16 protein-coding genes are annotated in these 24,435 nt (G+C 70.6%); 9 read left to right on the top strand and 7 right to left on the bottom strand.

Annotation, left to right across the window (positions count from 1 at the left end; all coding sequences use genetic code 11):
- Positions 1–23 precede the first annotated feature (23 nt).
- Together OHT76_RS38825 and OHT76_RS38820 are read right to left on the bottom strand one after the other, a co-directional pair.
- Positions 24–203, bottom strand: a complete 180-nt coding sequence (locus tag OHT76_RS38825; RefSeq protein WP_328875562.1) for a hypothetical protein — start codon at positions 201–203, stop codon at positions 24–26.
- Between the two features lie 133 nt (positions 204–336).
- Positions 337–1,443 (bottom strand): diaminopropionate ammonia-lyase, encoded by a 1,107-nt coding sequence (locus OHT76_RS38820; RefSeq protein WP_328875561.1) that lies wholly within the window; start codon positions 1,441–1,443, stop codon positions 337–339.
- Between the two features lie 117 nt (positions 1,444–1,560).
- Here OHT76_RS38820 and OHT76_RS38815 point away from each other — a divergent pair, with 117 nt between their 5' ends.
- Complete coding sequence (locus OHT76_RS38815; protein ID WP_328875560.1) at positions 1,561–2,481, top strand: LysR family transcriptional regulator; 921 nt, start codon at positions 1,561–1,563, stop codon at positions 2,479–2,481.
- Between the two features lie 18 nt (positions 2,482–2,499).
- Here OHT76_RS38815 and OHT76_RS38810 read toward each other — a convergent pair whose 3' ends face one another.
- Genes OHT76_RS38810 through OHT76_RS38800 form a run of 3 tightly spaced genes read right to left on the bottom strand, consistent with a single transcriptional unit; the run spans position 2,500 to position 12,429 of the window.
- On the bottom strand, positions 2,500–3,183 hold the full coding sequence (locus OHT76_RS38810) for a 2-phosphosulfolactate phosphatase (protein ID WP_328875559.1): 684 nt from the start codon (positions 3,181–3,183) through the stop codon (positions 2,500–2,502).
- A 10-nt stretch (positions 3,184–3,193) separates the two neighbouring features.
- Entirely contained in the window at positions 3,194–4,699 is a 1,506-nt protein-coding gene (locus tag OHT76_RS38805) for a tryptophan 7-halogenase (RefSeq protein WP_328875558.1), read from the bottom strand.
- Entirely contained in the window at positions 4,663–12,429 is a 7,767-nt protein-coding gene (locus OHT76_RS38800) for a type I polyketide synthase (RefSeq protein WP_328875557.1), read from the bottom strand. Before OHT76_RS38800 ends, OHT76_RS38805 begins: the two co-directional genes overlap by 37 nt.
- Before the next feature lie 172 nt (positions 12,430–12,601).
- On the opposite strand from OHT76_RS38800, the gene OHT76_RS38795 reads away from it, so the two are divergent.
- Entirely contained in the window at positions 12,602–14,125 is a 1,524-nt protein-coding gene (locus tag OHT76_RS38795; RefSeq protein ID WP_328876729.1) for a metallophosphoesterase family protein, read from the top strand.
- Positions 14,126–14,149: 24 nt separating this feature from the next.
- Here the strand turns inward: OHT76_RS38795 and OHT76_RS38790 are convergent, their stop codons facing one another.
- Positions 14,150–15,265, bottom strand: coding sequence for a PucR family transcriptional regulator (locus OHT76_RS38790; protein ID WP_328875556.1), 1,116 nt, complete (start codon positions 15,263–15,265; stop codon positions 14,150–14,152).
- A 401-nt stretch (positions 15,266–15,666) separates the two neighbouring features.
- On the opposite strand from OHT76_RS38790, the gene OHT76_RS38785 reads away from it, so the two are divergent.
- From OHT76_RS38785 to OHT76_RS38765, 5 genes are all read left to right on the top strand, one after another.
- A complete protein-coding gene (locus tag OHT76_RS38785; RefSeq protein ID WP_328875555.1) occupies positions 15,667–16,566 on the top strand; it encodes an SPFH domain-containing protein in 900 nt (299 codons plus the stop codon).
- A 17-nt stretch (positions 16,567–16,583) separates the two neighbouring features.
- Positions 16,584–16,910 carry a DUF3040 domain-containing protein gene (locus tag OHT76_RS38780; protein WP_328875554.1) on the top strand — a complete coding sequence of 109 codons (327 nt, stop codon included), beginning with the start codon at positions 16,584–16,586 and terminating at the stop codon, positions 16,908–16,910.
- A 36-nt stretch (positions 16,911–16,946) separates the two neighbouring features.
- Positions 16,947–18,245 carry a Na+/H+ antiporter NhaA gene (gene nhaA / locus OHT76_RS38775; RefSeq protein ID WP_328875553.1) on the top strand — a complete coding sequence of 433 codons (1,299 nt, stop codon included), beginning with the start codon at positions 16,947–16,949 and terminating at the stop codon, positions 18,243–18,245.
- A 519-nt stretch (positions 18,246–18,764) separates the two neighbouring features.
- A complete protein-coding gene (locus OHT76_RS44225; RefSeq protein ID WP_443049885.1) occupies positions 18,765–18,950 on the top strand; it encodes a hypothetical protein in 186 nt (61 codons plus the stop codon).
- A gap of 168 nt (positions 18,951–19,118) precedes the next feature.
- The gene (locus OHT76_RS38765) at positions 19,119–20,354 is read left to right on the top strand and encodes a cation:proton antiporter (RefSeq protein ID WP_328875552.1); all 1,236 of its coding nucleotides are present in this window, start codon (positions 19,119–19,121) and stop codon (positions 20,352–20,354) included.
- A 114-nt stretch (positions 20,355–20,468) separates the two neighbouring features.
- Here the strand turns inward: OHT76_RS38765 and OHT76_RS38760 are convergent, their stop codons facing one another.
- Complete coding sequence (locus OHT76_RS38760; protein WP_328875551.1) at positions 20,469–21,530, bottom strand: PucR family transcriptional regulator; 1,062 nt, start codon at positions 21,528–21,530, stop codon at positions 20,469–20,471.
- Between the two features lie 357 nt (positions 21,531–21,887).
- Between OHT76_RS38760 and OHT76_RS38755 the strand changes: the two genes are divergently transcribed.
- On the top strand, positions 21,888–22,337 hold the full coding sequence (locus OHT76_RS38755; protein WP_328875550.1) for a hypothetical protein: 450 nt from the start codon (positions 21,888–21,890) through the stop codon (positions 22,335–22,337).
- 77 nt (positions 22,338–22,414) lie between these two features.
- Positions 22,415–24,433 (top strand): flotillin family protein, encoded by a 2,019-nt coding sequence (locus OHT76_RS38750; protein WP_328875549.1) that lies wholly within the window; start codon positions 22,415–22,417, stop codon positions 24,431–24,433.
- Positions 24,434–24,435: the final 2 nt, after the last annotated feature.

Here is a 24,435-nt window from a genome sequence, read left to right as displayed (position 1 = left end):
CTTCGATTCCTTGTGGGTACTGGTCAGCCCGCACCGGTGGCGACCACGAGGCCGAAGGCGATCAGCGCGACGCCCGTGGTCCGCCCGAGCGCACGGTGGATCCGCGGCTTGTGGAGAACCGGCCCGGCCTTGGACAGCAGGAGCGCGTAGCCGCCCAGCCAGGCGAGGGTGAGGGCGGTATGGAGGAGGACGAGGAGCGTCATGGCCCAGGCGGTCGGTAGCCCGGGCGGTGCCAGCGTGGGCAGCAGCCCGGTGCGAGGGTCAGCAGCCCAAGGACACCGATCGCGGCCACGAAGTGGGTCACCATGCTGCCGACCTCCTTTCGAGGTTGCGCGTTCAGTGACTGGAGTGCGGATTGGCAGCCGTGCCCTCGGTGCTCAGCAGCACGACCACCGAAGTCGGCCCCAGCCCCAGGGCCGTACGGCGTTCCTCGGCTCCCGCGCCGGTGAGCGCCGCGCGCAGACCGGCCAGCGCCGCGGCGCCGCAGGGACCCGAAGAGACACCGGCAGCGGCCAGATCACCGGCCGCGCGGGCACTGTCGGCGTCCGCGACGGCGACCGCGGCGTCAAGACCGCCGCGCAGGTGGGGCCAGGCGATGCTGGACGGGGTGCCGCAGTTCAGCCCGGCCATGGTGGTCTCCGTCGTGGTGACACTGACGGGTGCGCCGAGGGTGAGGCTTTCCAGGACGCAGGCCGCGGCCTCCGGCTCCACCGACAGCAGCGCCGGAGCATGCCCGAGGGGTCGGCTGCGGTAGTGGGTGACCACGGCCTGGGCCAACGACCCCACGCCCACAGGTACGGAGACGAGATCGGGGCCTTCAAGAACCCCCGCCGCCTCCAACTGCTCATCGATCTCGGCGCAGAGCGTGGAGTAACCCTCGACGATCCACCCCGGGATCCGCTCATAGCCCGGCCATGCGGTGTCCTGGACCAGGACCGCGTCCGGCGCGGCAGCCGCCTCGGCAGCCAGACGTACGGCCTCGTCGTACGGCCCCAAGACCTCGGTCACCTTCGCCCGTTCGGCGACGATGGCCGCCACGGCCTGCGGATGTACGCCCTGGGGAACGAACACGTGGGCGCGCTGACCAAGGCGGTGTGCCATACGGGCCACCGCACGTCCGTGGTTGCCGTCGGTCGCGGTCACCAGGGTGACCGGGCCGTGTTCTGCGCCGCTCGCCGCCCGCTCCGCAAGAGTGCGGTGGACCGCCCAGGACGCGCCCAGCGCCTTGAACGCGGGCAGCCCCAGACGGCATGACTCGTCCTTGACGAAGACCCGGCCGACCCCCAACTCGGCGGACAGCACCGGCAGTTCGGTCAGCGGCGTGGGCGCGTAGTCGGGCAGCGAGGAGTGGAAGACCCGCACCTCTGCGGGCGCGGATTCACACCGCCAGGCACGGGCATCGGGTCGCGCGAACCAGGGCAGCGAGGAAGCGTTGTCGGACACACGATCAGCGTCCGATGCGCACCTACGATCGGTCCAGCGAATCTTTCCTATCTATACTCGTCGGAAAAACCGACCATTGAGCTCTCCGTCCGCGAGGGCGAGGAGAGCGGGCTGCCCATGTTCGATCTGCATCGGCTGCGTCTGCTCCGTGAACTCAAGCACCGCGGCACCCTGGCGGCCGTCGCCACCGCCCTCTCCTACGCCCCCTCCTCCGTCTCCCAGCAGCTCTCCCAACTCGAAGCCGAGGTCGGCGTCCCGCTCCTGGAGCCGGTCGGACGGCGGGTGAGGCTGACCGCGCAGGCCGAGATCCTCGTCGCCCACACCGAAGCGGTCCTCGAGCGTCTGGAGCGCGCGGAGGCGGACATCGCCGCGTCCCTGACCGACCTCACCGGCACCCTGCGCATCGCCTCGTTCCAGACGGCCGCCCTGGCCCTCGTCCCGACCGCGCTCGGCCTGCTGCGTGACCAGCACCCCCAACTGCGCGTCCACGTCACGCACATGGAACCGGAAAAGGCCCTGCCCGCGCTCCAGGCCCGCGACTTCGACCTCGTCCTCGCCGAGGAATACCCGGGCAACCCCAATCCGCGGCCCGCCGAACTCGAACAGAAGGACCTGCTCGACGACCCCCTGTACCTCGCCCTGCCTCAGCCGACCGACACAGGGGACGCCGACGGCCCGACGGCGGCGCTGCGCTCACTCGCCGATCACCCCTGGGTGATGGAACCCGAGGACACGGCCGCCCGGCACTGGGCCATGACCCTGTGCCGCAGCGTCGGCTTCGAACCCGACGTACGGTTCGAGACCACCGACCTCCTGCTCCACCAGCGCCTCGTGGAGCAGAAGCACGCCGCGGCCTTCTTGCCCGGCCTTGTCTGGAGCGGACAGCCCCCGACCATCACCCTGCACCGGCTCCCCCGCGGCCAGCGCACCCGCCGCATCTTCACCGTCGCCCGCCGCGGCCGCAGCCGGCACCCCGCCGTCCAGGCCTGCCGAGACGCCCTCCTGCACGCGGTCACCCTCAACTCCCGCCAGGCATAAGCCCGGCTGACCAGGCGATCAGAGCGAAGGCACGGCACACGGACGGAGGACCATGAGCGAGTCCTCCAAGGTCGCCACCATGGCAAAGGGGAACCGGTCGAGCTCGACACAGAGTGCGACGTCATCAGGATGGACTCCTAGACGCACACCCTCCGTCAGCTCGACAGCGGCGCGCGACTCGGCGGCGCGCCGGAGGAACTCAGCGGCATCCGTCTCAGCCTCGCTGACCCTCCGAGCGATGTACTGAGCACACGCCAGATCTTCATCGGCCTGTCCATCCTCGCCAGTGACCACGAACGTGACGCTGTCGCACTCGCGCGTCCGCAAGACCCGAGCCGTTGCCTCCGCCACCACGAATCCGGCGCACAGCACCAGCGACGCCTCCTTGACCGCGAGGGCGCCGACCGTCCCTGCCGTGGTCTTCTGCACAACGGTCCGTCCGGCAAGGTCAATTGACCGCAGCAGGCCCGGCGAGTTGACCATGTCGAACCCGGGCGCCGGCGGACCGTCCTTGAGCGCCACCCAATCCGGGTGGCGAGCCTTGAGCGCCAGGGCTTCGTCCAGCGACTCAGCGAGAACGATCTTTTCCGCCCCCTGACCAAAGGCCCAGGCAGCCACCGTAAAAGCACGCATGACGTCAACTACCACCGCCACGGAGGGGACTTCGACCAACTCGGCGATACCAAGGAAAGGAGTGTCCATCCGGTCATGATCACGCATGCCGCCCTGCGGCCTCCACCCACCCCAACCCGTCCTCCGACGCCACCAGACCCCCGGGACGCAGCGGTGCCTCCTCCTCCAACGGCCCGCCGAACAGCCCGCGTTCCTGCAGGACGGCTCCCTCCTGGAAGACCTGCCGGAAGCTCTGGGACTCGTAGAGCGGATTGCGGAGGTCGTCGGCGTCGGGGAGGCGGCGTACGGCGCGCTCGAAGTCGTCGGCGACGGCGGTGAGCGAGGCGTCGCCGGAGGCCAGACCGCCGACCAGGTCGACGAAGGCCTCGCGGTCCGTCGTACCGACGTTGGTGACGTTGCGCGCCTTCCAGAAGTACGACCGTTCGTCCTGGTGGAGGTCGTAGAAGGAGACCAGGAAGTCGTGGAACAGGCCGTACTCGTGCCGGTAGCGGGTCTCGAACTCGGCGAAGAGGCGGTCCTCGTCCAGGGTCCCGGCGAGGCCGCTGTTGATGGAGCGGGCGGCGAGCAGCGCACCGTAGGTCGCGAGGTGGACTCCGCTGGAGAGCACCGGGTCGACGAAGCACGCCGCGTCGCCGACGAGCGCCATGCCGGGCCGCCACAGCCGTGCCTTGCCGTACGACCAGTCCTTGCGGACGCGGACTTGGTCGTACGGCGGCTCGGTGGCCTGGGGGACGCCGTCGAGGAGGCCGCGTATCTCGGGGCAGGCGTCGATCAGACGGCGCCAGGCGGTTGCCGGGTCGCCCTGGATCTTCTCGGCGTGCTCGCGGGCGACCACGGCTCCCACGCTCGTCAGGTCGTCCCGGAGCGGGATGTACCAGATCCAGCCCTCGTCGAAGGCGGCACAGAAGATGTTGCCGTCGTTCGGCGCCGGGAGCCGTGCGCCGCCGGCGAAGTAGCCGAACACCGCGATATTGCGGAAGAAGGCGGAGTACGTCCGCTTCCCGCCGACGTGCGGGTGGATGCGGCTGCCATTGCCGGAGGCGTCAACGACGTACCGGGCGCGGGCCTCTTGAATCTCGCCGTCGGGCCCGGCCCAGCGCACCCCGCGGACCCGTTCCTCGTCGGCGATCACGTCGGTCACCCGGCAGCCCTCCCGTACATCGACGCCGACCCGGCGGGCGTTGTCCAGCAGGATCGCGTCGAACCGGGACCGCTCGACCTGGTAGGCGAACGAGGTCGGGTCGGCCAGCCGAGGCGACAGCGCGAAGGAGAACTGCCAGGGGTCCCGGTTGCGGCCCCAGCGGAACGTACCGCCGCGCTTGGTCTTGAAGCCCGCCTTGGCCAACTCGCCCTCGACGCCGAGGATCCGGCACACGCCGTGCACGGTGGACGGCAGCAGCGACTCGCCGATCTGGTACCGGGGGAAGGTCTCCTTCTCGACGAGGAGGACGCGGTGGCCGCGCAGGGCGACGGCGGCCGCGACGGTCGCCCCGGCCGGGCCGCCGCCGACCACGACGACATCGAAATCCTGCTGGGTCCCCACCGAACTCACCGTTCTCCCTTCGCCGTTCGCGCGTCGATCCATGTGCGGATCGCCGACGCGGTTGTCTCCGCGTGTTCCTGCATCATCGTCAGATGGTCGCCGGGGACGTCCACGACGTCGTGCGGCAACGGCCACGAGGTGCGCCACTCGTCCGGGTCCGCCATCGCCGCCATGCCGGGCGTCGGACGCTGCGCCCGCACCAGGAGCGTGGGTGTGTCGACCGGTTCGGGATCCCAGCCGAGGAAGATCCGGTTGTAGGCCCCGATCGCGGCCAGCGCGCCGTCGTGATCCGCGGAGAAGGCGGGCGCGCCCAGGGACAGCAGCCAGTCCTTGCCGCTGTTGTCCTCGGTGATGTGGTAGGTGTCCAGCAGCACCAGGCCGCTCGGTGCCCGGCCCATGCTCTCCAGCCGCTGGGTCACCAGGTGCGCCACATTGCCGCCCGCCGACTGTCCTACGACGACGAAGGGCCCGTCCCCGACATGCCGCAGCACGCTCTCGGCGTGCGTCCGCGCGAGCGCGGCACGGTCCTGCGGTACGGCGGCACCGGCGCCGATGCCCGGGTGCGGGAACTCCAGCACGTCGAAGGCGTTCAAGGCATCCGACGGGAGCGACGGATGGTAGGCCGGGAAGTGGACGAGCGTCGGCCGTCCGGAGCCACGGAGGCCGGTGGAGCGGCGGATCGGGGGCAGCGCGTGCTCGCGGCCCTGGGACTCGGTGAAGGTGGGCAGCGCCCAGGACGCGGTGACCAGGAGGTGCATGGCCGCCGCCGGTTGTCCGCAGGCGCTGACCTTCCGGAAGAGTGCGGAGAGGGTGTACGCGGGCGGCTCGGCCGCAGGCGTGGCCTCGGCCGGTTCGCCGTCCAGCAGGCCGAGCAGATGCCGGGCCAGTTCCTCGGCCGTACGGTGCTCGAACACCACCGCCGCCGACACCCGTAGCCTCAGCGCCATGCTCAGCCGGTTGCGGATCTGGACGGCGGTGAGGGAGTCGAAGCCCAGGTCGGCGAGGGACTTTCCGGCCGGGAGCGCGTCGGCGTGCGGATATCCGAGCACCGCGGCCACATCGGCCCGCAACAACTCGATGAGCGCCGCCTCCCGTTCGCCGACAGGCAGCGAGACCAGCCGCTTCTGCCAGGCCCCCGGCTCCAGCATCTGCTCGGCGCCGGAGGCCGCGGCTGTCGGCCGGTCCTCACGGACCAGTCCGCGCAGCGGCGCCGGCAGCTGCCGTGCGCCGTCCCGCAGCGCGGCCCGGTCCAGCGGGATCGGCGCCAGCACCGGCTCGGTGGAGCGCAGCGCGGCGTCGAACAGGGCCAGACCCTGCTGTGTGGAGACCGGCACGAGGACTTCCCGGGACCGGGACGGCGGCGCCGCCATGCCGCCGGTGTGCTCCCACGGGCCCCACGCCAGGGAGAGCGCCGGCAGTCCTTCTGCGGCGCGGCGGTGGGCGAGGGCGTCGAGGAACGCGTTCGCGGCCGCGTAGTTGCCCTGACCCGCCCGGCCCAGCAGTCCGGAGGCGGAGGAGAACATGACGAACGCCGACAGCCCCAAGTCCCGGGTCAGTTCGTGCAGATGCCAGGCCGCGTCGGCCTTGGGCCGCAGCACGGCCGCCATCCGCTCCGGAGTCAGGGCGTCCAGCACGCCGTCGTCGAGGACCCCGGCGGCATGCACTACGGCGGCCAGGGGCGGTTCACAGCCCTTGATCACCTCGGCCAGCGCACCCCGATCGGCCGCGTCGCAGGCGACGATACGGACCTCGGCTCCCCACTCCTCCAACTCCCGGAGCAGTTCCCCGGCTCCGGGCGCCTGCGGTCCCCGGCGTCCGGTCAGCAGCAGATGCCGTACGCCGTGGGCGGTGACCAGGTGCCGGGCCAGTTCCGCGCCGAGTGCGCCGGTGCCTCCCGTGATGAGCACCGTGCCTTCCGCATCGAAGGACGCGTCCGAGAGGTAGGTGGCCGGGGCCAGTCGTGGGACCGTCAACTTCCCGCTGTGCACGCGGAGTTGCGGCTCGCCCGTGGCGACGGCCGCGGGCAGCAGCCGCAGCGACTCGGGCCGCCCGTCCACATCCACCAGCACGACCCGACCGGGCAGCTCCGACTGCGCCGTACGCACGAGTCCCCACACGGCCGCACCTGCCAGGTCCGGGACGGGCGCGGTGGCGTCCCGGGTCACCACCACCAGCCGCGCACCGACGGTCCCCGGATCGTCCTGCCAGTCCTGCAATGTCTTCAGTACGCGGCCGGTCGTCTCATGCACGGCGGCGAGCGGGTCGGTCTCCCGGGAGACGGCGGTGACCGCGACGAACTCGGGGTTGGTACCGCCGTTCAGGAACTCGGCGAGGTTCAGCTCGTCCGGCCCGTGCACCGCCCAGGCACACGCTCCGGTGTCGGCGGGCGGTTCGAGCGCGGACCATTCGGGGCGCAGCAGAGCCCTTCGTACGAGGTCGTCGGTGGTGCCGGTCCGGTCGGCCGGGAGTTCCCTGGTGGTCAGGGAGTCCACGCGCGCCACGAGTCGGCCGGTCGGGTCGGTGAGGGTGAGCGAGACCGTGTCCGCGGCCGTACGGGTCACCCGGACCCGCAACTCCGTTGCGCCCGAGGCATGCAGGCTCACCCCGCTCCACGCGAACGGCACCCGGACAGCACCCGATGCGGCGGGCCCGGCCAGCAGCGGGGCGTGCAGTGCCGCGTCGAACAGCGCCGGGTGCAGTCCATAGCGCCCGGCGTCCGAGGCCTCCGGCAGCCGGACCTCCGCGAAGATGTCGTCACCGCGCCGCCACACCGCGCCGACCCCCTGGAAGGCGGGCCCGTACGCAAGCCCGACGTCGGCGAGGGTGTCGTAGGCGCCGGTGAGGTCCAGCGCCTCGGCATCCTCGGGCGGCCACGGGGTCGGCTCGCCCTCCGCCGCGCGTCCCCGGCCCAGTTGCCCGGAGACGTTCCGGGTCCACGGTGTGTCGTCGACGGATTCCTCGGGCCGGGAGTAGATGTCGAGCGGGCGCCGCCCGGAGTCGTCCGGTGCGCCCACCACGACCTGGACGCGTGCTCCGGCGGAGCCGGACAGGACCAGCGGCGCCCGCATCACGAGTTCGTCGACCGTGCCGCAGCCGGTCTCGTCGCCCGCCTGCACGGCCATCTCCACGAACACCGTGCCCGGCACGACCACGTTCCCGGCGACGACATGGTCCGCCAGCCACGGCTGGGTCGCGGTCGACAACAGCCCGCTCAACACGGCCCGTTCGGTGTCCGGCACCGGGAAGGCCGGGCCCAGCAGCGCCGGAGCATCGGCGGGAGCCGTGGGTGGCGCGTCCAGCCAGTAGCGCTGCCGCTGGAAGGCGTACGTCGGCAGGTCCACGCGTCGCGCGCCGGAACCCGCGTACACCGCGGACCAGTCGACGGAGGCCCCCGCCACATGCAGTTGGGCCACCGCCGTCAGGAGCGTCGACGGTTCCGGCTCACCGCCTCGTGTCGCCACCGCGAGCACAGGGCCGTCGGTCAGACAGTCGGCGGCGGCCGCGGTGAGCGCGGGCCCGGGACCGAGTTCGAGGTACGCCGAGACCCCGTCGTCCGCGAGATGGCGTACGGCATCGGCGAAGCGCACGGTCTGCCGGGCGTGCCGCACCCAGTACTCGGGCGAGCACAGTTCGGCAGCCTCGGCGGGTCGACCGGTGACGGTGGAGACGATCGGGATGCGCGGCGGACGGAAGGTCAACTCCCCGGCGATGTCCTGGAATTCGGCGAGCACCGGCTCGACCAGGGGTGAGTGGAAGGCATGGCTCACCCGCAGCCGTACGGTTATGCGGCCGCGCACCTGGAAGTCGGCGGCCACCGCGAGGACGGCGTCCCGGTCACCCGAGATCACCACGGAACGCGGCCCATTGACGGAGGCGATGGCCAGCCGCTCCCCGAACTCCGCCAGGGCCGGGAGGAGTTCGTCCTCGGTCGCGTCCAGCGCCATCATCGCGCCGCCTTCGGGCAACGCCTGCATCAACCGGCCGCGAGCGGCGACGAGCGTCGCCGCGTCGGGCAGATCGAGTACGCCGGCGACATGGGCCGCGGCCAGTTCGCCGACGGAGTGGCCCACCAGGTGGTCGGCCCGCACACCCCACGACTCCAGCAACCGGAACAGCGCCACTTCGAAGGCGAACAGGGCGGCCTGCGTGACGTCCGTACGGTCCAGGAGCGCCGCTTCCGGTGAGCCGGGCCCGGCGGACAGCACCGCGCTCAGCGGAAGGCGGTCGTCCAGGTGGCGGCAGACCTCGTCCAGGGCTGCGGCGAAGACGGGGAAGGCGGCGCGGAGTTCGCCGCCCATCCCGGGGCGCTGGGCTCCTTGTCCGGTGAACAGGAACGCCGTGCGGATCTCCGGGTCCGCCAGCTGCCGGTGGCCCCGGCCCTCCGCGACGGCGCTGAGCGTGTCCAGCATCCGGGTCCGCTCCCCGGGGGGCACCATCGCCCGGTGCGTGAGCGCGGCGCGCGAGACGGCCAGGGAGTAGCCGACGTCCACGGGCGAGCGGTCCGCCACCGCGGACAGGAGTCGTCGGGCCTGGGCGCGCAGGGCGGTTTCATCGGCGGCGGAGAGCAGCCACGGCACGGGCAACGTAGTCGCCGACTCCCGGGAGGGGGCTTCCGGGGCGGCCTCCTCCAGGATCACATGCGCGTTGGTCCCGCCGATGCCGAAGGCCGAGACCCCGGCACGGCGCGGCCGGTCCGAGCCCGGCCACGGCCGCGCGGCGGTCAGCAGTTCCACCCGGCTCGAGGACCAGTCCACATGCGGTGTGGGTGGCTCGGCGTGCAGGGTTCTGGGCAGTTCGCCGTGGTGCATGGCCTGCACCATTTTGATGACTCCGGCGACTCCGGCGGCGGCCTGCGTGTGTCCCAGGTTGGACTTGACGGACCCCAACCACAGCGGCCGTTCGCGGCCTTGGCCGTATGTGGCCAGCAGAGCCTGCGCCTCGATGGGGTCGCCGAGCTTGGTGCCGGTGCCGTGGGCCTCCACCGCGTCCACGTCGCCGGGGCGCAGTCCCGCGTCCGCCAGCGCCTGGGTGATCAGCAGTTGCTGGGCCGGGCCATGGGGCGCGGTGAGCCCGTTGGACGGGCCGTCGGAGTTGACGGCGGAGCCACGGAGCACGGCCAGCACCGGATGCCCGTTGCGGCGCGCGTCGGACAGCCGCTCCAGCAGCACGAGTCCTACGCCCTCGCCCCAGGCCGTGCCGTCGGCCGCCGCCGAGAACGACTTGCAGCGCCCGTCCGGCGAAAGACCGCGCTGCCGGCTGAAGGCGAGGAAGGGCTTGGGCGTCGACATCACCGTGACACCGCCTGCCAGCGCCAGCGAGCACTCGCCCGAGCGCAGCGCCCGCGCCGCCCAGTGCAGCGCCACCAGCGAGGACGAGCAGGCGGTGTCGACCGTGATGGCGGGACCGCGCAGTCCGTACACGTACGAGATCCGCCCGGAGGCGAGGCTGCCCGCGGAGCCCAGGCCCAGATGGGCCTCCAGCTCGTGGTAGCGGGTGAAGCGGGCGGCGTAGTCGCCGTGCATCACGCCGACGAACACGCCGGTGTCGCTCTCGCGCAGCGACGCCGGGTCGATCCCGGCCCGCTCCCACACCTCCCAGGACGTCTCCAGGAGCAGGCGCTGCTGCGGATCCGTCGCGAGCGCCTCGCGCGGCGAGATCCCGAACATTCCGGCGTCGAACTCCGCGGCCCGGTGCAGGAATCCGCCGTGGCACGTGTACGACGTGCCGATGCGGTCGGGATCGGGGTCGTACAGGGCGTCCAGGTCCCAGCCGCGGTCGGCCGGGAACTCCGTGATGGCGTCCCGGCCTTGCGACACCAACTCCCACAGTTCTTCTGGTGAGTTGACGTCACCCGGATACCGGCAGCCCATGGCAACGATGACGACGGGATCGTCCTCCTGGGACCGACCGCTGTGCGACCGCGGGCGGCCTTCGGGCTCGGCCTCGAACATCGCCGTCCGCAGATACCTGGCCACGCCGGCCGGCGTCGGATGGTCAAAGACCAGCGTCGTCGGCAGGCTCACGCCGGTCAGCGCACCCAGCCGGTCGACCAGCTCGACCGCGCCCACGGACGTCATACCGAGGTCGGCAAAGGGAGTGTCGGCCAGATCACCCGACGTGCGCCCGCACAGCCCGGCCGTCTCGGTGAGCACCGTCTCGCGCAGAGCGCGCTCCTGCTCTTCTCTCGAGAGCGGCCCGAGCCGCTCGCGCAGCGCGGTATCCGTCGACCGAGCGGGCACGACCAGCGTGTGCCGGGCGATCTTGCCGGATGCCGTACGCGGCACGGCGGCGATCTCGCGGATCTCGACGGGCACCTTGTAGTCGGCCAGCCGACCACGGCACTCGGCGAGCACCCGCCGCGCGTCGATACCGTCCGGACCCGCTACGACGCAGGCGACCGGCACCTCGCCGAGTACGTCGTGCGGCACGCCCACGACCACGGCGTCGGCCACGCCCGGACACTGCGACAGGACCTGCTCGATCTCCGTCGGGTGGATGTTCTCGCCGCCGCGAATGATCAACTCGCTGACCCGGCCTGTGAGTTCGAGATACCCGTGTTCGACGCGCCGGCCGAGGTCACCGGTGCGGTACCAGCCGTCCCGCAGCGCGGCTTCCGTTGCCTCGGGCTGGTCGTGGTACCCGGTCATCAGGCTCGGCCCGCGCACCCACACCTCGCCCTCGGCCCCGTCCGGGAGGTCCGCGCCGCTGCCCGGATCGACGACGCGTACGTCCATGCCGGGCACGGGCGGCCCGCAGGAACCGTCGACCCTGGGCCCGTCCGGACGGTTCACCGCGATCATGCCGCAGGTCTCGGTACTGCCGTAGGCGTCGAGCAGCGGCGCCCCCAGCGTCTCCTCCACGGCCGCGCGCAGCGCGGGACCGCTCGGCGCACCGGCCACGACACACATCCGCAGCGCGGGCGGGGCCGCACCGGCCGAGTCGACCAGCCGGTGATACGTCGTGGGCACGCCGGCCAGCATGGTGAACGGCCCGCCGAGCCCCTCGTACCCCGTGAGCAGTTCCTGTCGCAGACCGCCCGGCGGCAACAGGTCACCGGCGATCCGCGCGCTCGCGCCGACCGCCGTGACTCCCAGCAGGGCGAGAGAGTGGCTGAAGCTGTGGAACAGCGGAAGCGGCCACAGCAGCCGGTCGTCGGACGACAGGCCGAAGATCGGGGCGTAGCAGGCGGCCACCGACCATAGCGCGGCCCGCTGCGTGGAGAGCACGCCCTTGGGGCGGTGGGTGGTGCCGGAGGTGTAGAGCATCCAGGCGGGATCGTCGAGCCCGAGCAGATCGATCTCCGCGGCCTGCTCGCTCCCGGCCGCCGCCCGCTCGAACAGCTCGGCGCCGTCCGGGGCCGGGCCCGGTCCGGTGACCATCGCGCCCAGGCGGTCGTACGGCCGTCCCAGGTGCCGCAGTCGCGCCAGGTGCGCGGCGTCGGTGATGACGAAGGCGGCGCCGCTGTCCGTGAGGAAGTGGGCCAGCTCGGCGTCGGAGGACCGCGGATTGACCGGGACGCCGACCGCACCGGCTCGCAGGACGGCGAGGCAACTCTCCACCATTTCCACGCAGTTGCCGAGGCAGATGGCGACACGGTCACCGCGGCTGATTCCGGTGCGGACGAGGTACGCGGCCAGCGCGCGGGTGCGCTGTTCCAGCTCGCCGTAGGTGACGGCGCGGGAGGAGTCGGAGTAGGCGACCCGTTCCGGCGCCGACCCGGCGTGCTCCCTCAACAGCTCCGGCACCGGCCGGATCAGCTCGTCACGCCTCATGGTCCCGCCTTCCAAGTCCCTCGCGGTGCAACGATGTTGAGCGTACGTGGCGGGACGGCCGACCCGCCTGGTAACCCTCCGTTTCCATTGCCGAGGGAGTCGTCGCGCTCCGTACCCGGTGCGGCCGTCGGCGCCACCGCACCCGTTCATGTCCGTCGGGCACGTATGGGTCATGCGCTGCTGTCTCTCCGCTCCGCTCAGAGCCTTGTCCGCTCTTCCCTCCCCCTGCGAAGTCGTGCGCTCCGGCGCGCTCCTGGCCCCGGCCCTGCTGCGAGCGGCACGCCGGAGCGAGCACCGTCACACCGGCCTCGTGGCCGCGGTCCATCTGGAGCTGGTCACGCTGACCGAGGACCGCGCGATCATCACCTGGTACACCGGAGTTCCCGGCACCGACGACGGTCTGGGCCACCTACTTCCCGCGGTCACCGAGGGCGAGGTCGTCTACGGCACCCACCCGTCACGCCTGCTCCGCACCGCGTCCGAGGACGCCCCCACCGCCCACCACCTCGTGGAACTCACCGACCTGGAGCCCGGGCAGACGTACTACTACCAGGCCCGTTCACGAGGCGTGGCCGCCACGCCCACACCGCTGCACCTGGTGCGCGGCAACGCCGTCGGGACCAACGCCTTTGGGCTCGGCTCGGACGGCCCGTACTCCTTCACCACCCCGCAGCCACCGTCGGGCCGGCACCTGTTGTCGATCGCGCTCTGCAACGACCTGCACCTCGGAGAGACCACCGCCGGCCTGATAGCCGGCCTGCCGCTGCTGCGCGGCGTGTCGCAGGAGCGCGGACGCGCCCCGTACCCGGAGATCATGAGCCGGGCGGTGGTGGAGGAGGCCCGGCGGCGCGGGGCGGACGTGCTGCTGGCCGCGGGTGACATTTCGGCCGAGGGCCATCCGTGGCAGCTGGCCGAGGCGGGGCGGATCCTGGACGGTTTCGGCACCCATGGGCGGGACTACTTCGTCGTACGCGGAAACCACGACCGGGCCCGGCACGCGGACTGCCGGTCGCGGGCGGGCGATGCCTGCTCGGGAGGCTGCGAGGACGGCTTCCGAGCCCGGTTCGCTGCCGCCTCCGGACAACCCTCGTATTTCGCCCGGGATCTGGGCGGGCTGCGGATCATCGGGCTCGACACGTATGCGAAGGACGGCGGCGGGGCCGACTCCGGTGGGCTCGGTGCTGAGCAACTGGCGTGGTTCCGGGCGCGGTTGAGGGAGGAGCGGGAGCAGCCCACGGTGGTGTTCGGACATCATCCGCTGACCGTGCGGGGCTCGGTCTTCCCGGTGACGGGCGGGCAGCGCATCGAGCGGCGGGAGGCGCGTGCCGTGCTCGACGCGTACGCCGGGGCGCCGGGCGTCTTCCTCCACCACGCCGGCCACACCCACCGCAACAAACGCACGGTCCTGCCGCGGGCCCCGCACGTCACGATGCAGGAGGTCAGCGCGGTCAAGGACTATCCCGGCGGCTTCTGCCTGCTGCGTATCCACTCCGGCGGCTACGCCCTCAACCACTACAAGGCGGGCGGCGCCGCGGCCCGCGAGTGGAGCGAGCGCAGCCGCCGGGTGGCCGGCGGTCTGTGGCCACACCACGCCCTCGGCCGCTCGGTCACCGACCGCAACAGCGTACGGACCCATGACCTGTGCGGCGTCGCCCGCGCGGTGCACGAGAAACCCGGACGACACCTCTACGCCTGAGCCCACTGCCCTGACCTTCACCACTCAATCGGAAGGCTGCAAAGGGATCGTGGGCCAGTTGAGCAGGCGCGCTCCGAGGGTGGCGGTCTGGAGAGCGTAACGCTGGTCGGGAATGGTGGGGTCGTAGCCGGTCAGGATGCGGACGCGGGCCATTCGGTAGGTCACCGCACGGACGCTGAGACCGAGTCGTCGGGCGGTGACTGTTTTGGCGCAGCCGCTGTCGAAGTACATGGTCAGAGTCTCAAGCAGGGGCCCCGGCCCGCCGCGGGCCTGCTCCAGGCCGCCCAGCACCGTGGCCACGAGGTCGGTGATCGCCGCTCTGTCCCGCCCCAGCACCTGAAACACCAACAGGTCGGAGGCGTGGATCACGGGTCGGGAGTCGCCCAGACGGTCGGCGAGGTCGAATGTCTCGCGTGCTTCACGGTAGGAGCGGACGACACCGTTAGCCCCTGGCCGGGGACGGCTGACAGCAGTCTGGGGGTGTCGGGCCACTGAACGCTCGACGTGGTCGGCAAAGCGTTCGGGGGCGGTCGTGACGCTTCCGGCACAGATGCAGATCAACTGTCCGTCCTTCGCCACGACCAGGCTCTCCCAGGCGTCATGCCCCGTGGACATGGCCTCCTCGACATACCGGGTGGCCGGGTCAGCGGCCGTGAAGGCGGCCTCGGACCGTGCCACGGCCACGCGGTGAGGTCCGGCGAGCCGGAAGCCGATGCGGTGCGCCTGCGCCGCCATCCGGCCGAGATCGCCTGCGCCGTGCAGCAGCTCGTCGACGAAGGAGTGGCGGATCTCCTCCTCCCGCCGGATCGCCGCACGGTGAGCGGCCTCGTACCCCTCGGTGAGTGTGACCGCGATATCTCGTATCGCATGCAACGCATCCGCCGCGACGACCGGCGACAGGGGACGTCGTGCAGCCTCGGCCGCCGACGAGGGGCAGGTACCGCACAGAGCACCCAGATACCTGTCGATCAGTTCGCGCAGGGGGGTGCCGTGGGCCGCGGCATGAGCTGCCTCCTCGCGCAGACGGGCGCGGTCATCGGCACCGAGGTCACCGGTCTGCGCAAGGGACCGGGCCAGCATCTCCTCATGGGGCTGTCCGATGCGCGCCCCGTCCCTTGGAAGATCGCTGCTGCCGGCCATCGCGCGGCACCCCTTTTGTCCGCTGAGCGAGCTGCGAGTACACCTACATTTTGCCGTCGCTCGGCAAGATGGCGCACGCTCGCTCCTGCGTGACGGACCTCGACGACCCGTATCCGTGCGGACACGTGGGTTCTGAGCTCGTAAGCCGCCACATTGCCGGTGCTCGGCAACATTTCACCCGCTGAGACGGCCGCCTCCGAGCGTCCAGGGCAAGGGTTGTGCCGAACGGCAGGGGTACCCCGTGGATCACACGACCACTTGAGATCGCGGCAGGGACCAGGGGGTGGCGTGCCGTGCCCCGAAGCCACCGCCCAGCTGTCATCCGAAGGCTCACCCCAGTCCTCCTGGGGATGCTCGCCTGTCTGCTCGCCGCCCCTGCCGTGAGAGCCCGGACGCCGAGCGTGCTCGTCACACGGCTCGACGGCACCGTCACCCCCGTCATCGCCGAGCATCTCGAAGACGGCCTGCGCACGGCCGAGCGCGAACACCACGCGGCCTGTCTGATCGAGATGGACACCCCCGGAGGGCTGCTGCAGTCGACCCGGGAGATCGTGCAGGAATTTCTCGAATCCGATGCTCCGGTCATCCTGTACGTCACCCCCTCCCGTGCTCGCGCGGTGTCGGCAAGCGCTTACATCGCGATGTCCGCGCATGTCGCCGCCATGGCTCCCGGCACACACATCGGGGCCGGCACGCCGGTGACCGGCCAGGGCGAGGAAGCCGGTGACACGGTGGTCGCTGATGCTGCGGCATTCGCCGTGTCCATCGCCGAACAGCGGGGCCGCAACACGGACTTCGCCCGGGACATGGTTCGTGAAGGTACGTCGGTGTCCGACCGGGAGGCGGTACGCACCGACGTCGTCGACCCGGTGGCGCCGTCACGCGAAGCCCTGCTCACCGAACTGGACGGCCGCCGGGTCGCCGTAGGACCGCAGGACTCGGAGCGCGGGGTCGACGTCACCAACCCCTGGGGTGTCAAGGTCACCCTCGTCGAGGTCAAGGACGTCGAGTTGCCGGAGCCCATGCGGCGCGCCATGGCCCGCCAGGCCGAGGCCGAACGCGACCGGCGCGCGAAGGTCATCCACGCCAAGGGCGAGTACGAGGCCGCCGAGACGCCGGCCGACGCCGCGGACCGCCTCGAAGGACATCCCGCCGCCCTTCACCTGCGGATCCTGTCCACCATGGCCGAGATCTCCGCCGAACGGAACTCCACCCTCATCGTCCCGTTGCCGATGGAGATCTTCCGCCTCGTCGACATGCTCCGACAGCCCCGGTCCCCCATCACTGCGGAGAAGACCTAGCGCCCGAGGTGGTTGGCATGAACCCCGAGATGGACGAGCGACGCATCCTCGCACAGCTCGAACGACGCCTTGCCGAGGACGATCCCGCCCTGGCCGCGACCATGACCGCGCTCAACCAGCAGTTCCCCGACGAGCCGAAGGCACAGTCGGGCGACGGCGACGAGGAGGTGGCTGCGGAAGAGGAGAAGCAGCGGAACCGATGGCTGATCGCTACCACGGTGTTCGTCGTCATCGCCTTCCTGGGCCTCTTCATCACCGCGATACTCAACAGCAACCCGGAGCCGGCCGACAAGGATCCGGTACCTCACAAGGGCTTTGCTCCGGCCGTGTCCGCGCCCCGTTGACCTGCACACTCTCCCCGCGAAAGGCAACTGGGCCGCATGCCCCGCCGCAACCGCACGCCACGCACTGTCCTCGGCCGACTCCCGCTGCCGGAGCGCGCCTTCGTGGCAGACGCCCTGCGCACGGAGACCGTCGGTGGCGTCGTGCTGCTCACCGCGGCAGCGGCGGCGCTGCTGTGGGTGAACACGCCGTTGGTTCACACCTACGAGGCGGTGCGGGACTTCCACTTCGGTATCGGGGCGCTGGGCCTGGACCTCTCCGTGGCCCACTGGACGGCGAACGGGCTGCTGACCGTCTTCTTCTTCGTCGCCGGCGCCGAACTCAAACGCGAACTCGTCGTCGGCGAACTGCGCGAGGCCAGGACCGCGACCCTGCCGGTGGCCGCGGCACTCAGCGGCATGGCCGTACCCGCCCTCCTCTACGGAATAGTCGCCACGTCCCGAGGAGGAACCTGGAACGGCTGGGCGGTCCCCATGGCCACCGACATCGCCTTCGCCCTCGGCGTGCTCGCCGTGATCGACACCCACCTGCCGTCCGCGCTGCGTGCCTTCCTGCTCACCCTGGCCATCGTCGACGACGTCGGCGCGATCATCGTGATCGCCCTGTTCTACACGTCCACCCTTCACTTTCCGGCCTTGATCGGCGCCGTCCTCGCGCTCGGCCTCTTCTTCTACCTGCATGCGCGCAAACAGGCGCATGGCTGGTACTGGTACGTCCCTCTGGCCGTGCTGATCTGGGGCCTGACGCAGGCCAGCGGTGTCCACGCCACCGTGGCCGGAGTCGCCATGGGGATGCTGCTGCGCGTGGCCAGGGACGAAGAGACGGGTCACCGTCCGGCCGAGCACATCGCCCACCTCGCCCGACCGTTCTCCGCGGGAGTCGCCGTTCCGCTCTTCGCCCTGTTCGCGGCCGGGGTGAGCGTGTCCGGCGACACGCTGGGGAGCGTGGTCACCAGTGCGGAACCACTGGGCGTCGCACTGGGACTTTCGGCGGGCAAGGTCCTGGGTGTCTTCGGCGGCACGTACCTGGCCATCCGGTTCACCCGCGCCCGGCTCGGTCCAGGCATCGCTCTGGCCGACGTGTTCGCGCTGGCCGTGCTCGCCGGTATCGGCTTCACCATCTCGCTGCTGATCGGCGAACTGGCCTACTCGGACCCGGCGGAGCAGGAGCGCATCAAGGCCGCCGTTCTGCTGGGCTCCCTCACCGCCGCGCTTGTGGCATGTGTCCTGCTGAGGCTGCGGAACAACAGGTACCGGCGGCTGCACGAGGCGGAGACGGCCGACGAAGACGCCGACGGCACCCCCGGCCCCGGCCAACGGCGCCGACCCGAGGAGTGACCGCCGTCCTCGACGCCGAACGTCTCAAGGTCACCGCGGGCTGACGTCACCGAACCGTAAGGCCGCCACCGGCAGCCCGCTCGGTCCCTCTGCTCTGCGCTCACAGCCGGTCCCGACCCACACGAGTCCGCCCAACCACGCTTCATGATCTGGCGCGAGGCTCTTCGGCTGCGACGAGCCGCTGAGCCCGCACGATCCGCGAGGTCCGTGCACGGTGTAACCCCCATATTTTCTCCGGGGACCGGACTGCCCGGATACGCCGGTGAGGCGGCCTCGATGAGAGCCGTCTTTCGTCCCCGCAGGCGCCCCTCCTTCATCTTTAGACTATGCAAAGGTGGCATCCGCGAGGCCGCTCGCGGCCCCGGTCCTTTACCCAATCGAGGCCGCAACTCCCCATCGGCTGGCGACGCCTGGCCATGCGGCTGCCGATCCTGCTCTTCCGCGCGGGGCTCGGCCCCCCTCTTCTGCAAACGGCTGCTTCTGCTGCGCCTCACCGGCCGAGTGAGCGGCCTCGACCGCATGGTGGTACTCGAAGTCGGGAGCTGGACCCGGTCGAAGACCCTCATCCAGTCCGGCAATCGCCCGTACGCCGTCACCGCCCACTTCCTCACACCCGACGAAGGCGCCGAGAGGTCGTACCGCGAGGTGGGACGAGCCGTTCCGCTCGTGCGGCTGGGCGCCGCCGTCGGGCAACGCCTGCCTTGAACCGAGCCCAGTCCAACTGCCGGGACCCGGCAGTGTGCACGCCTCCAGGCTGCAGATCATGGATCTGTCAAAGCCGCGTAAAGAACGTGTAGGGTTCCCTTCGGTGTGCCGGGAAGTCTGGTCGGCGGTCTTTGACAGAGGTGTCTTTGCCGATCGGGGGTCCGGGTCATGGTACTTGTCGTGGTTTTCGGGGTGGCGCTGCTCGTCGCCGTACTGTTGTCGGGGCTTGCCGCCCGGACCGTACTGTCCACGTCCTTTCTCTTCCTCATCGGTGGCGCACTTGTCAGTGACGGCTTCCTCGGGCTGATCCACATCACGCCGGACAGCGAGATGGTGTCCGTGACGGCCGATCTGGCGCTGTTCGCGGTGCTGTTCACCGACGGCATGCACGTCTCCTTCCCCAAGCTGCGCGAGAACTGGAAGAACCCGGCCCGCGCGCTCGGGCTTGGCATGCCTCTCGCGTTCGTCGGCATGGCGCTTATCACGCACTTCCTGGTGGGCCTGGACTGGACGACGTCCTTCCTGGTCGGCGCCGTACTCGCGCCCACCGACCCGGTGTTCGCCTCGGCGATCGTCGGCCGCAAGGAAGTACCGGCGAAACTGGGGCAGTTGCTGAACGTGGAGAGCGGCATCAACGACGGGCTCGCCCTGCCGGTCGTGCTCATCCTGATCGCCGCGGCCGGACCGACCTCCGGGCACGCCGAGGCCGGCCTCGGGAAGATCGCGCTGGAGCTGGTCCTCGGACTGGCCTTCGGCGTCGTACTCCCCTTTGTCGTGATCGAGCTCGTACGGTTCCGGCTGCTGGGCGCCGAGCCCAAACTCCAGCCGCTGCTGCCGCTGGCGATCGGCGTGATCCTTTACGCGCTCTGCCACCTCACCCACGCCAACCCCTATCTCGCCGCATTCTCCGCGGGCGCGGTGCTCACCGCGCGCTCGCTGGAGTCCAAAGAGGCGTTCGAGCCGCTCGGGGAGGCGTTGGCCGAGCTGGCGAAGTTCGCGGCCCTGCTGGTGTTCGGCGCGCTGCTGACGCCGTCGCTGTTCGGGGACCTGTCCTTCGGCGGGTATGTCGCGGTGGTCCTGGCCATCGTGCTGATCCGTCCGGCCTCGCTGCTGATGTCCCTGATCGGGACCCGGTTCACCCGTCAGGAGAAGTTGGTCGCGGCCTGGTTCGGCCCGAAGGGCTTCGCGTCCGTGGTCTACGGGCTGCTGGTGCTCCAGGCGGGGATCCCGCAGGGCGAGGAGGCGTTCACGCTGATCGCCGTGTGCATCGCCTTCTCGATCATCGCGCACAGCTCCACCGACGTACCGATCGCCCGGCTCTTCCACGTCGACGACCTCGCCGGCGTGGACGGCGGTACCCCGGCGCCCCGCACCACCAAGGAGAACAGCCATGTCGGCGCGTGAACTCGCCGAGCCCTACCCGCCCGTGTGCACCGACGACGGAAGACCCGCTTCGCGCGGCAGTGATCGATGACCGGGACCTCGCAGAGGTACCGGAGAAGCTCGCCGGGCTCACCGTCAGATCTCGTTGCCCGGCCATCCCAGGAACCGGGCACCGATCACCGCTGTCTGCAGGGTGTAACGGTGGACTGAATCCGCAGGGTCGGCGCCGGTGAGTTTGTGGATACGCTCCAAGCGATAGGTGAAGGCGCGCACGCTCAGGTTCAGCCGTCGGGCCGCTTCGGCCGCGATGCAGCCGGAGTCGAAGTACGTGGTCAGCGTGTCGACGAACAGCTGTGCTCCGCCGCGGGCGCTTTGCAGCGGACCCAGAGTGTTGCGTACGAGGTCGGCCATGGCCTGCCGGTCACGGGTCAGGACGGGATAAACGAGGAGATCGGCAGTGTGGAGCACCGGGTCGTGGAGGTGCAGCCGATCGGCCAGATCCAGGGCGTTGAGGGCTTCTTCGTAGGAGTGGACGACACCGCCGGCACCGGGGTGGGCGCGCCCGATGGCGACCTGCCCGCCGTCTGTGGCCGCGTGCGCCTGCTTGGCGAAGAACGCCAGAACCTCGTCCTGTTCTCCGGGGGCTACGCAGATCAGCCGTCCGTCCTTGGTGGTGAGCAGGATGCGCCGCTCGCCGAACCTGCTGACCAGGGCGCTCTCCACCTGCCGGGTCGCCTGATGCGTGTCCTCCACCGGTTTGCTGCCCTGGGCGACGGCGACCGCGTGCGCCCGGGAGAGAAGCAGCCCGAAGCGCTCCGCACGTTCGGCGAGGCGGCCCAGGTCGCTGCGGCCGTAGAGGAGGTCGTCGATGAACTCCCGGCGCATGGCTTCCTCCTGCCGTACGGCGAGCCTCTGCGCCCGCTCGTGGCCTTCGGCGAACGCGTCGATCGCCTGCTCGACGACGGCGAGCGCGCGGTCGGCCTGCGTGGCGGAGAGGGTGGGCCAGCTCTGGCGTGTCGCGGTCAGATAGCGGCGGACGAGGGCCCGTAGCCCAAGGCCGGCCTCGGCGGCGCGTTCTCCCCTGGACCGCAGGGACTCCAGTTCGTCCCGGGTGAGTCGGCGGCCCGTCCCGCTCGCCTCGGCCAGTATCCGGGCATACCCCTCCAGATATTCGTCGGGTATCTCGCGCCCGGTCACCCGTCCTCCTCTGATCTTGACGTACTCGTGGCGTATTGCTCACGCACGATGGACAAGAGTGGCAGACCATCGGCTGATGGGAGAGCTGCACGACCGTACAACCCCTGGTGCGATCCGCTGCCTTCGCCGCCTGATGGGGCGTTGACGCGCTCTTAACAGGCACCGGCATGCAAAGCCTGATGAACACTGCCGGAAACCGGCAATGCATGGCCGTGGGCCGGTCGTACAGCATGGGTCGAGGGGAGCCCCGGTGCCGGACACCCACCACCCGTCTGTGTTCGGCACCGGAACCCGGAAGAGCTGTGCACCACCGCACAAGACTCATGCGCGGGGCGGGCGGAGAGGGGGATCGGGGACATGCGGACCCTTCTTGTTGCCGCCACGGGACTGCCCACGATCCTGCTGACCGCGGCACTCGTCGTGGTCGCCGTGTTCTGGTTGTTGGTCGCCGTGCGCGTCGCCGCCCCCGACAGCTTCGACACGGACGTGGATCTTCAGGCGTGGCGCATGGGCGGGGTGCCTGTCGCGGTCGCGTTCTCACTGTTGACGGTGATCGGCTGGGCCTTGAGCGTCGGGGCGACTGTCGCGCTGACCACGGTCGCGCCACCGGGGCCGGCCACCGGGCTGCTGCGCTTGGCCGTTCCAGTGGGTGCACTGTTCGTGGCCTGGCCCACGACAAGCCTGATCGTACGGCCGTTGCACCGCCCCTTCCCGGACGAACCCGGGCCGCTGGATATCGAGGGCAACGATCCTCGCTGGAGCGCCTCGCACGACACCATGCTCCCTTCGTGGCATCACGCGGCCTGAGCCGCAAACGCTCCCCGATCCCACCTGCGGCCTTCCTCCCTTACGCCTCAACTCCTTTACGCCTCAAGGACGTACCCATGACTGCCATGATTCTGGGCGTCGGTGTGCTCGTCGCCGTCTGCCTGCTCCTCGTACTCGTCGTCGCCCGGTTGTTCCGCAAGGTGGAGCAGGGCAAGGCGCTGATCGTGTCCAAGATGCGGAAGGTCGATGTGACCTTCACCGGGCAGGTCGTTCTGCCTGTGCTGCACAGGGCCGAGGTGATGGACATCTCGGTGAAGACCATCGAGATCACCCGTGCCGGCAAAGAGGGGCTGATCTGCCGGGACAATATTCGCGCCGACATCCGGATCACGTTCTTCGTCAAGGTCAACAAGACCGTCGAGGACGTCATCAAGGTCGCCCAGGCCGTCGGCACCGCGCGGGCCAGTGACCGGAACACCCTGCAGGAACTGTTCCACGCGAAGTTCTCCGAGGCGCTGAAGACCGTCGGCAAGCAGCTGGACTTCACCGACCTGTACACCAAGCGCGAGGAGCTGAGGTACCGGATCATCGAGGTCATCGGCGTCGACCTCAACGGCTACCACCTGGAGGACGCGGCGATCGACTACCTGGAGCAGACGCCGCTGACCCAGCTCGACCCGGCCAACGTTCTGGACGCCCAGGGCATCCGCAAGATCACCGAGTTGACGGCCGTGGAACACGTGCGCACCAACGAGGCCCAGCGCACCGAGGAGAAGGAGATCACCCGGCAGAACGTCGACGCCCGTGAGGCCATCCTGGAGCTGGAGCGACGCCAGACGGATGCCGAGATCAAGCAGCGGCGGGAGATCGAGACCGTACGGGCCCGCGAGGAGGCCGAGACCGCACGCGTCGTGGAGGAGGAGCGGCTGCGGGCTCAGGGCGCGTTCCTGAGGACCGAGGAGCAGCTCGGTATCCAGCGCGAGAATCAGGCCCGCGAGGTGGCCGTCGCGGCGAAGAACCGCGAGCGGGTCATCGCCGTCGAGAACGAGCGCATCGAGAAGGACCGTCTTCTCGAAGTCATCGCCCGGGACCGGGAGACGGAACTGACCCGGATCGCCGCCTCGAAGGAGGTCGAGGCGGAGAAGCGGGAAATCGCCGAGGTCATCCGGGAACGGGTCGCGGTGGACCGTACGGTCGCCGAACAGGAGGAGTCCATCAAGAAGCTGCGCGCCGTGGAGGAGGCGGAGCGGAAGCGGCAGGCCGTGATCATCGCCGCCGAGGCCGAGGCGCAGGAGCAACTGGTCAAGGACATCAAGGCCGCGGAGGCCGCCGAACAGGCCGCTGTACACCGCGCCGCCGAGGAACTCACCTTGGCCGAGGCCCGGTTGAAGAGCGCCGACCTGGACGCGCAGGCCAAGCTGCGGCTCGCCGAGGGCATTCAGGCGGAGGCGGCCGCCGAGGGCCTGGCCGCCGTCCAGGTACGCGACAAGGAGGCCGAGGTCATCGAGAAGGCCGGCCGCGCGGAGGCCGAGGCGACGCAGGCGCGCATGCTGGCGGAGGCCGAGGGCGCGAAGGCGAAGGCGCTGGCCGAGGCCGACGCCATCGGCGAGAAGCTCAAGGCGGAGGCCGCCGGTCTCACGGAGAAGGCGGCGGCGATGGCCGCGCTCGACGAGGCGTCCCGCGGTCACGAGGAGTACCGGCTGCGGTTGGAGGCCGAGAAGGACATCCGGCTTGCGGGTCTTGAGGTACAGCGGCAGGTCGCCGAGGCCCAAGCCACGGTGCTCGCGACGGGGCTGGAGAACGCCGACATCAACATCGTCGGCGGCGAGTCGGTCTTCTTCGACCGCCTCGTCTCCTCGATCGCGCTGGGCAAGAGTGTCGACGCCTTCGTCCAGCACTCCGAGACCGCCCAGGCACTCGCGGGGCCGTGGCTGGACGGCACTTCGAACTTCACCGACGATCTGAGCCGCATCCTCGGCTCGGTGTCGACCACCGACGTGCAGAACCTGACCGCCTCCGCGCTGCTGATGAAGCTCATGAAGACGGGCGGCGCGAACTCCGGACAGCTCCAGCAACTGCTGGACAAGGCGGGCGAGCTGGGTCTCGCCGACACCTCCCTCACTCCGACCTCGTGAGA

The organism is Streptomyces sp. NBC_00287, assembly GCF_036173105.1.
Lineage (GTDB): Bacteria > Actinomycetota > Actinomycetes > Streptomycetales > Streptomycetaceae > Streptomyces.
Note: the sequence above shows the minus strand (reverse complement) of the source record. Positions and strands in the feature narration are given on the sequence as shown.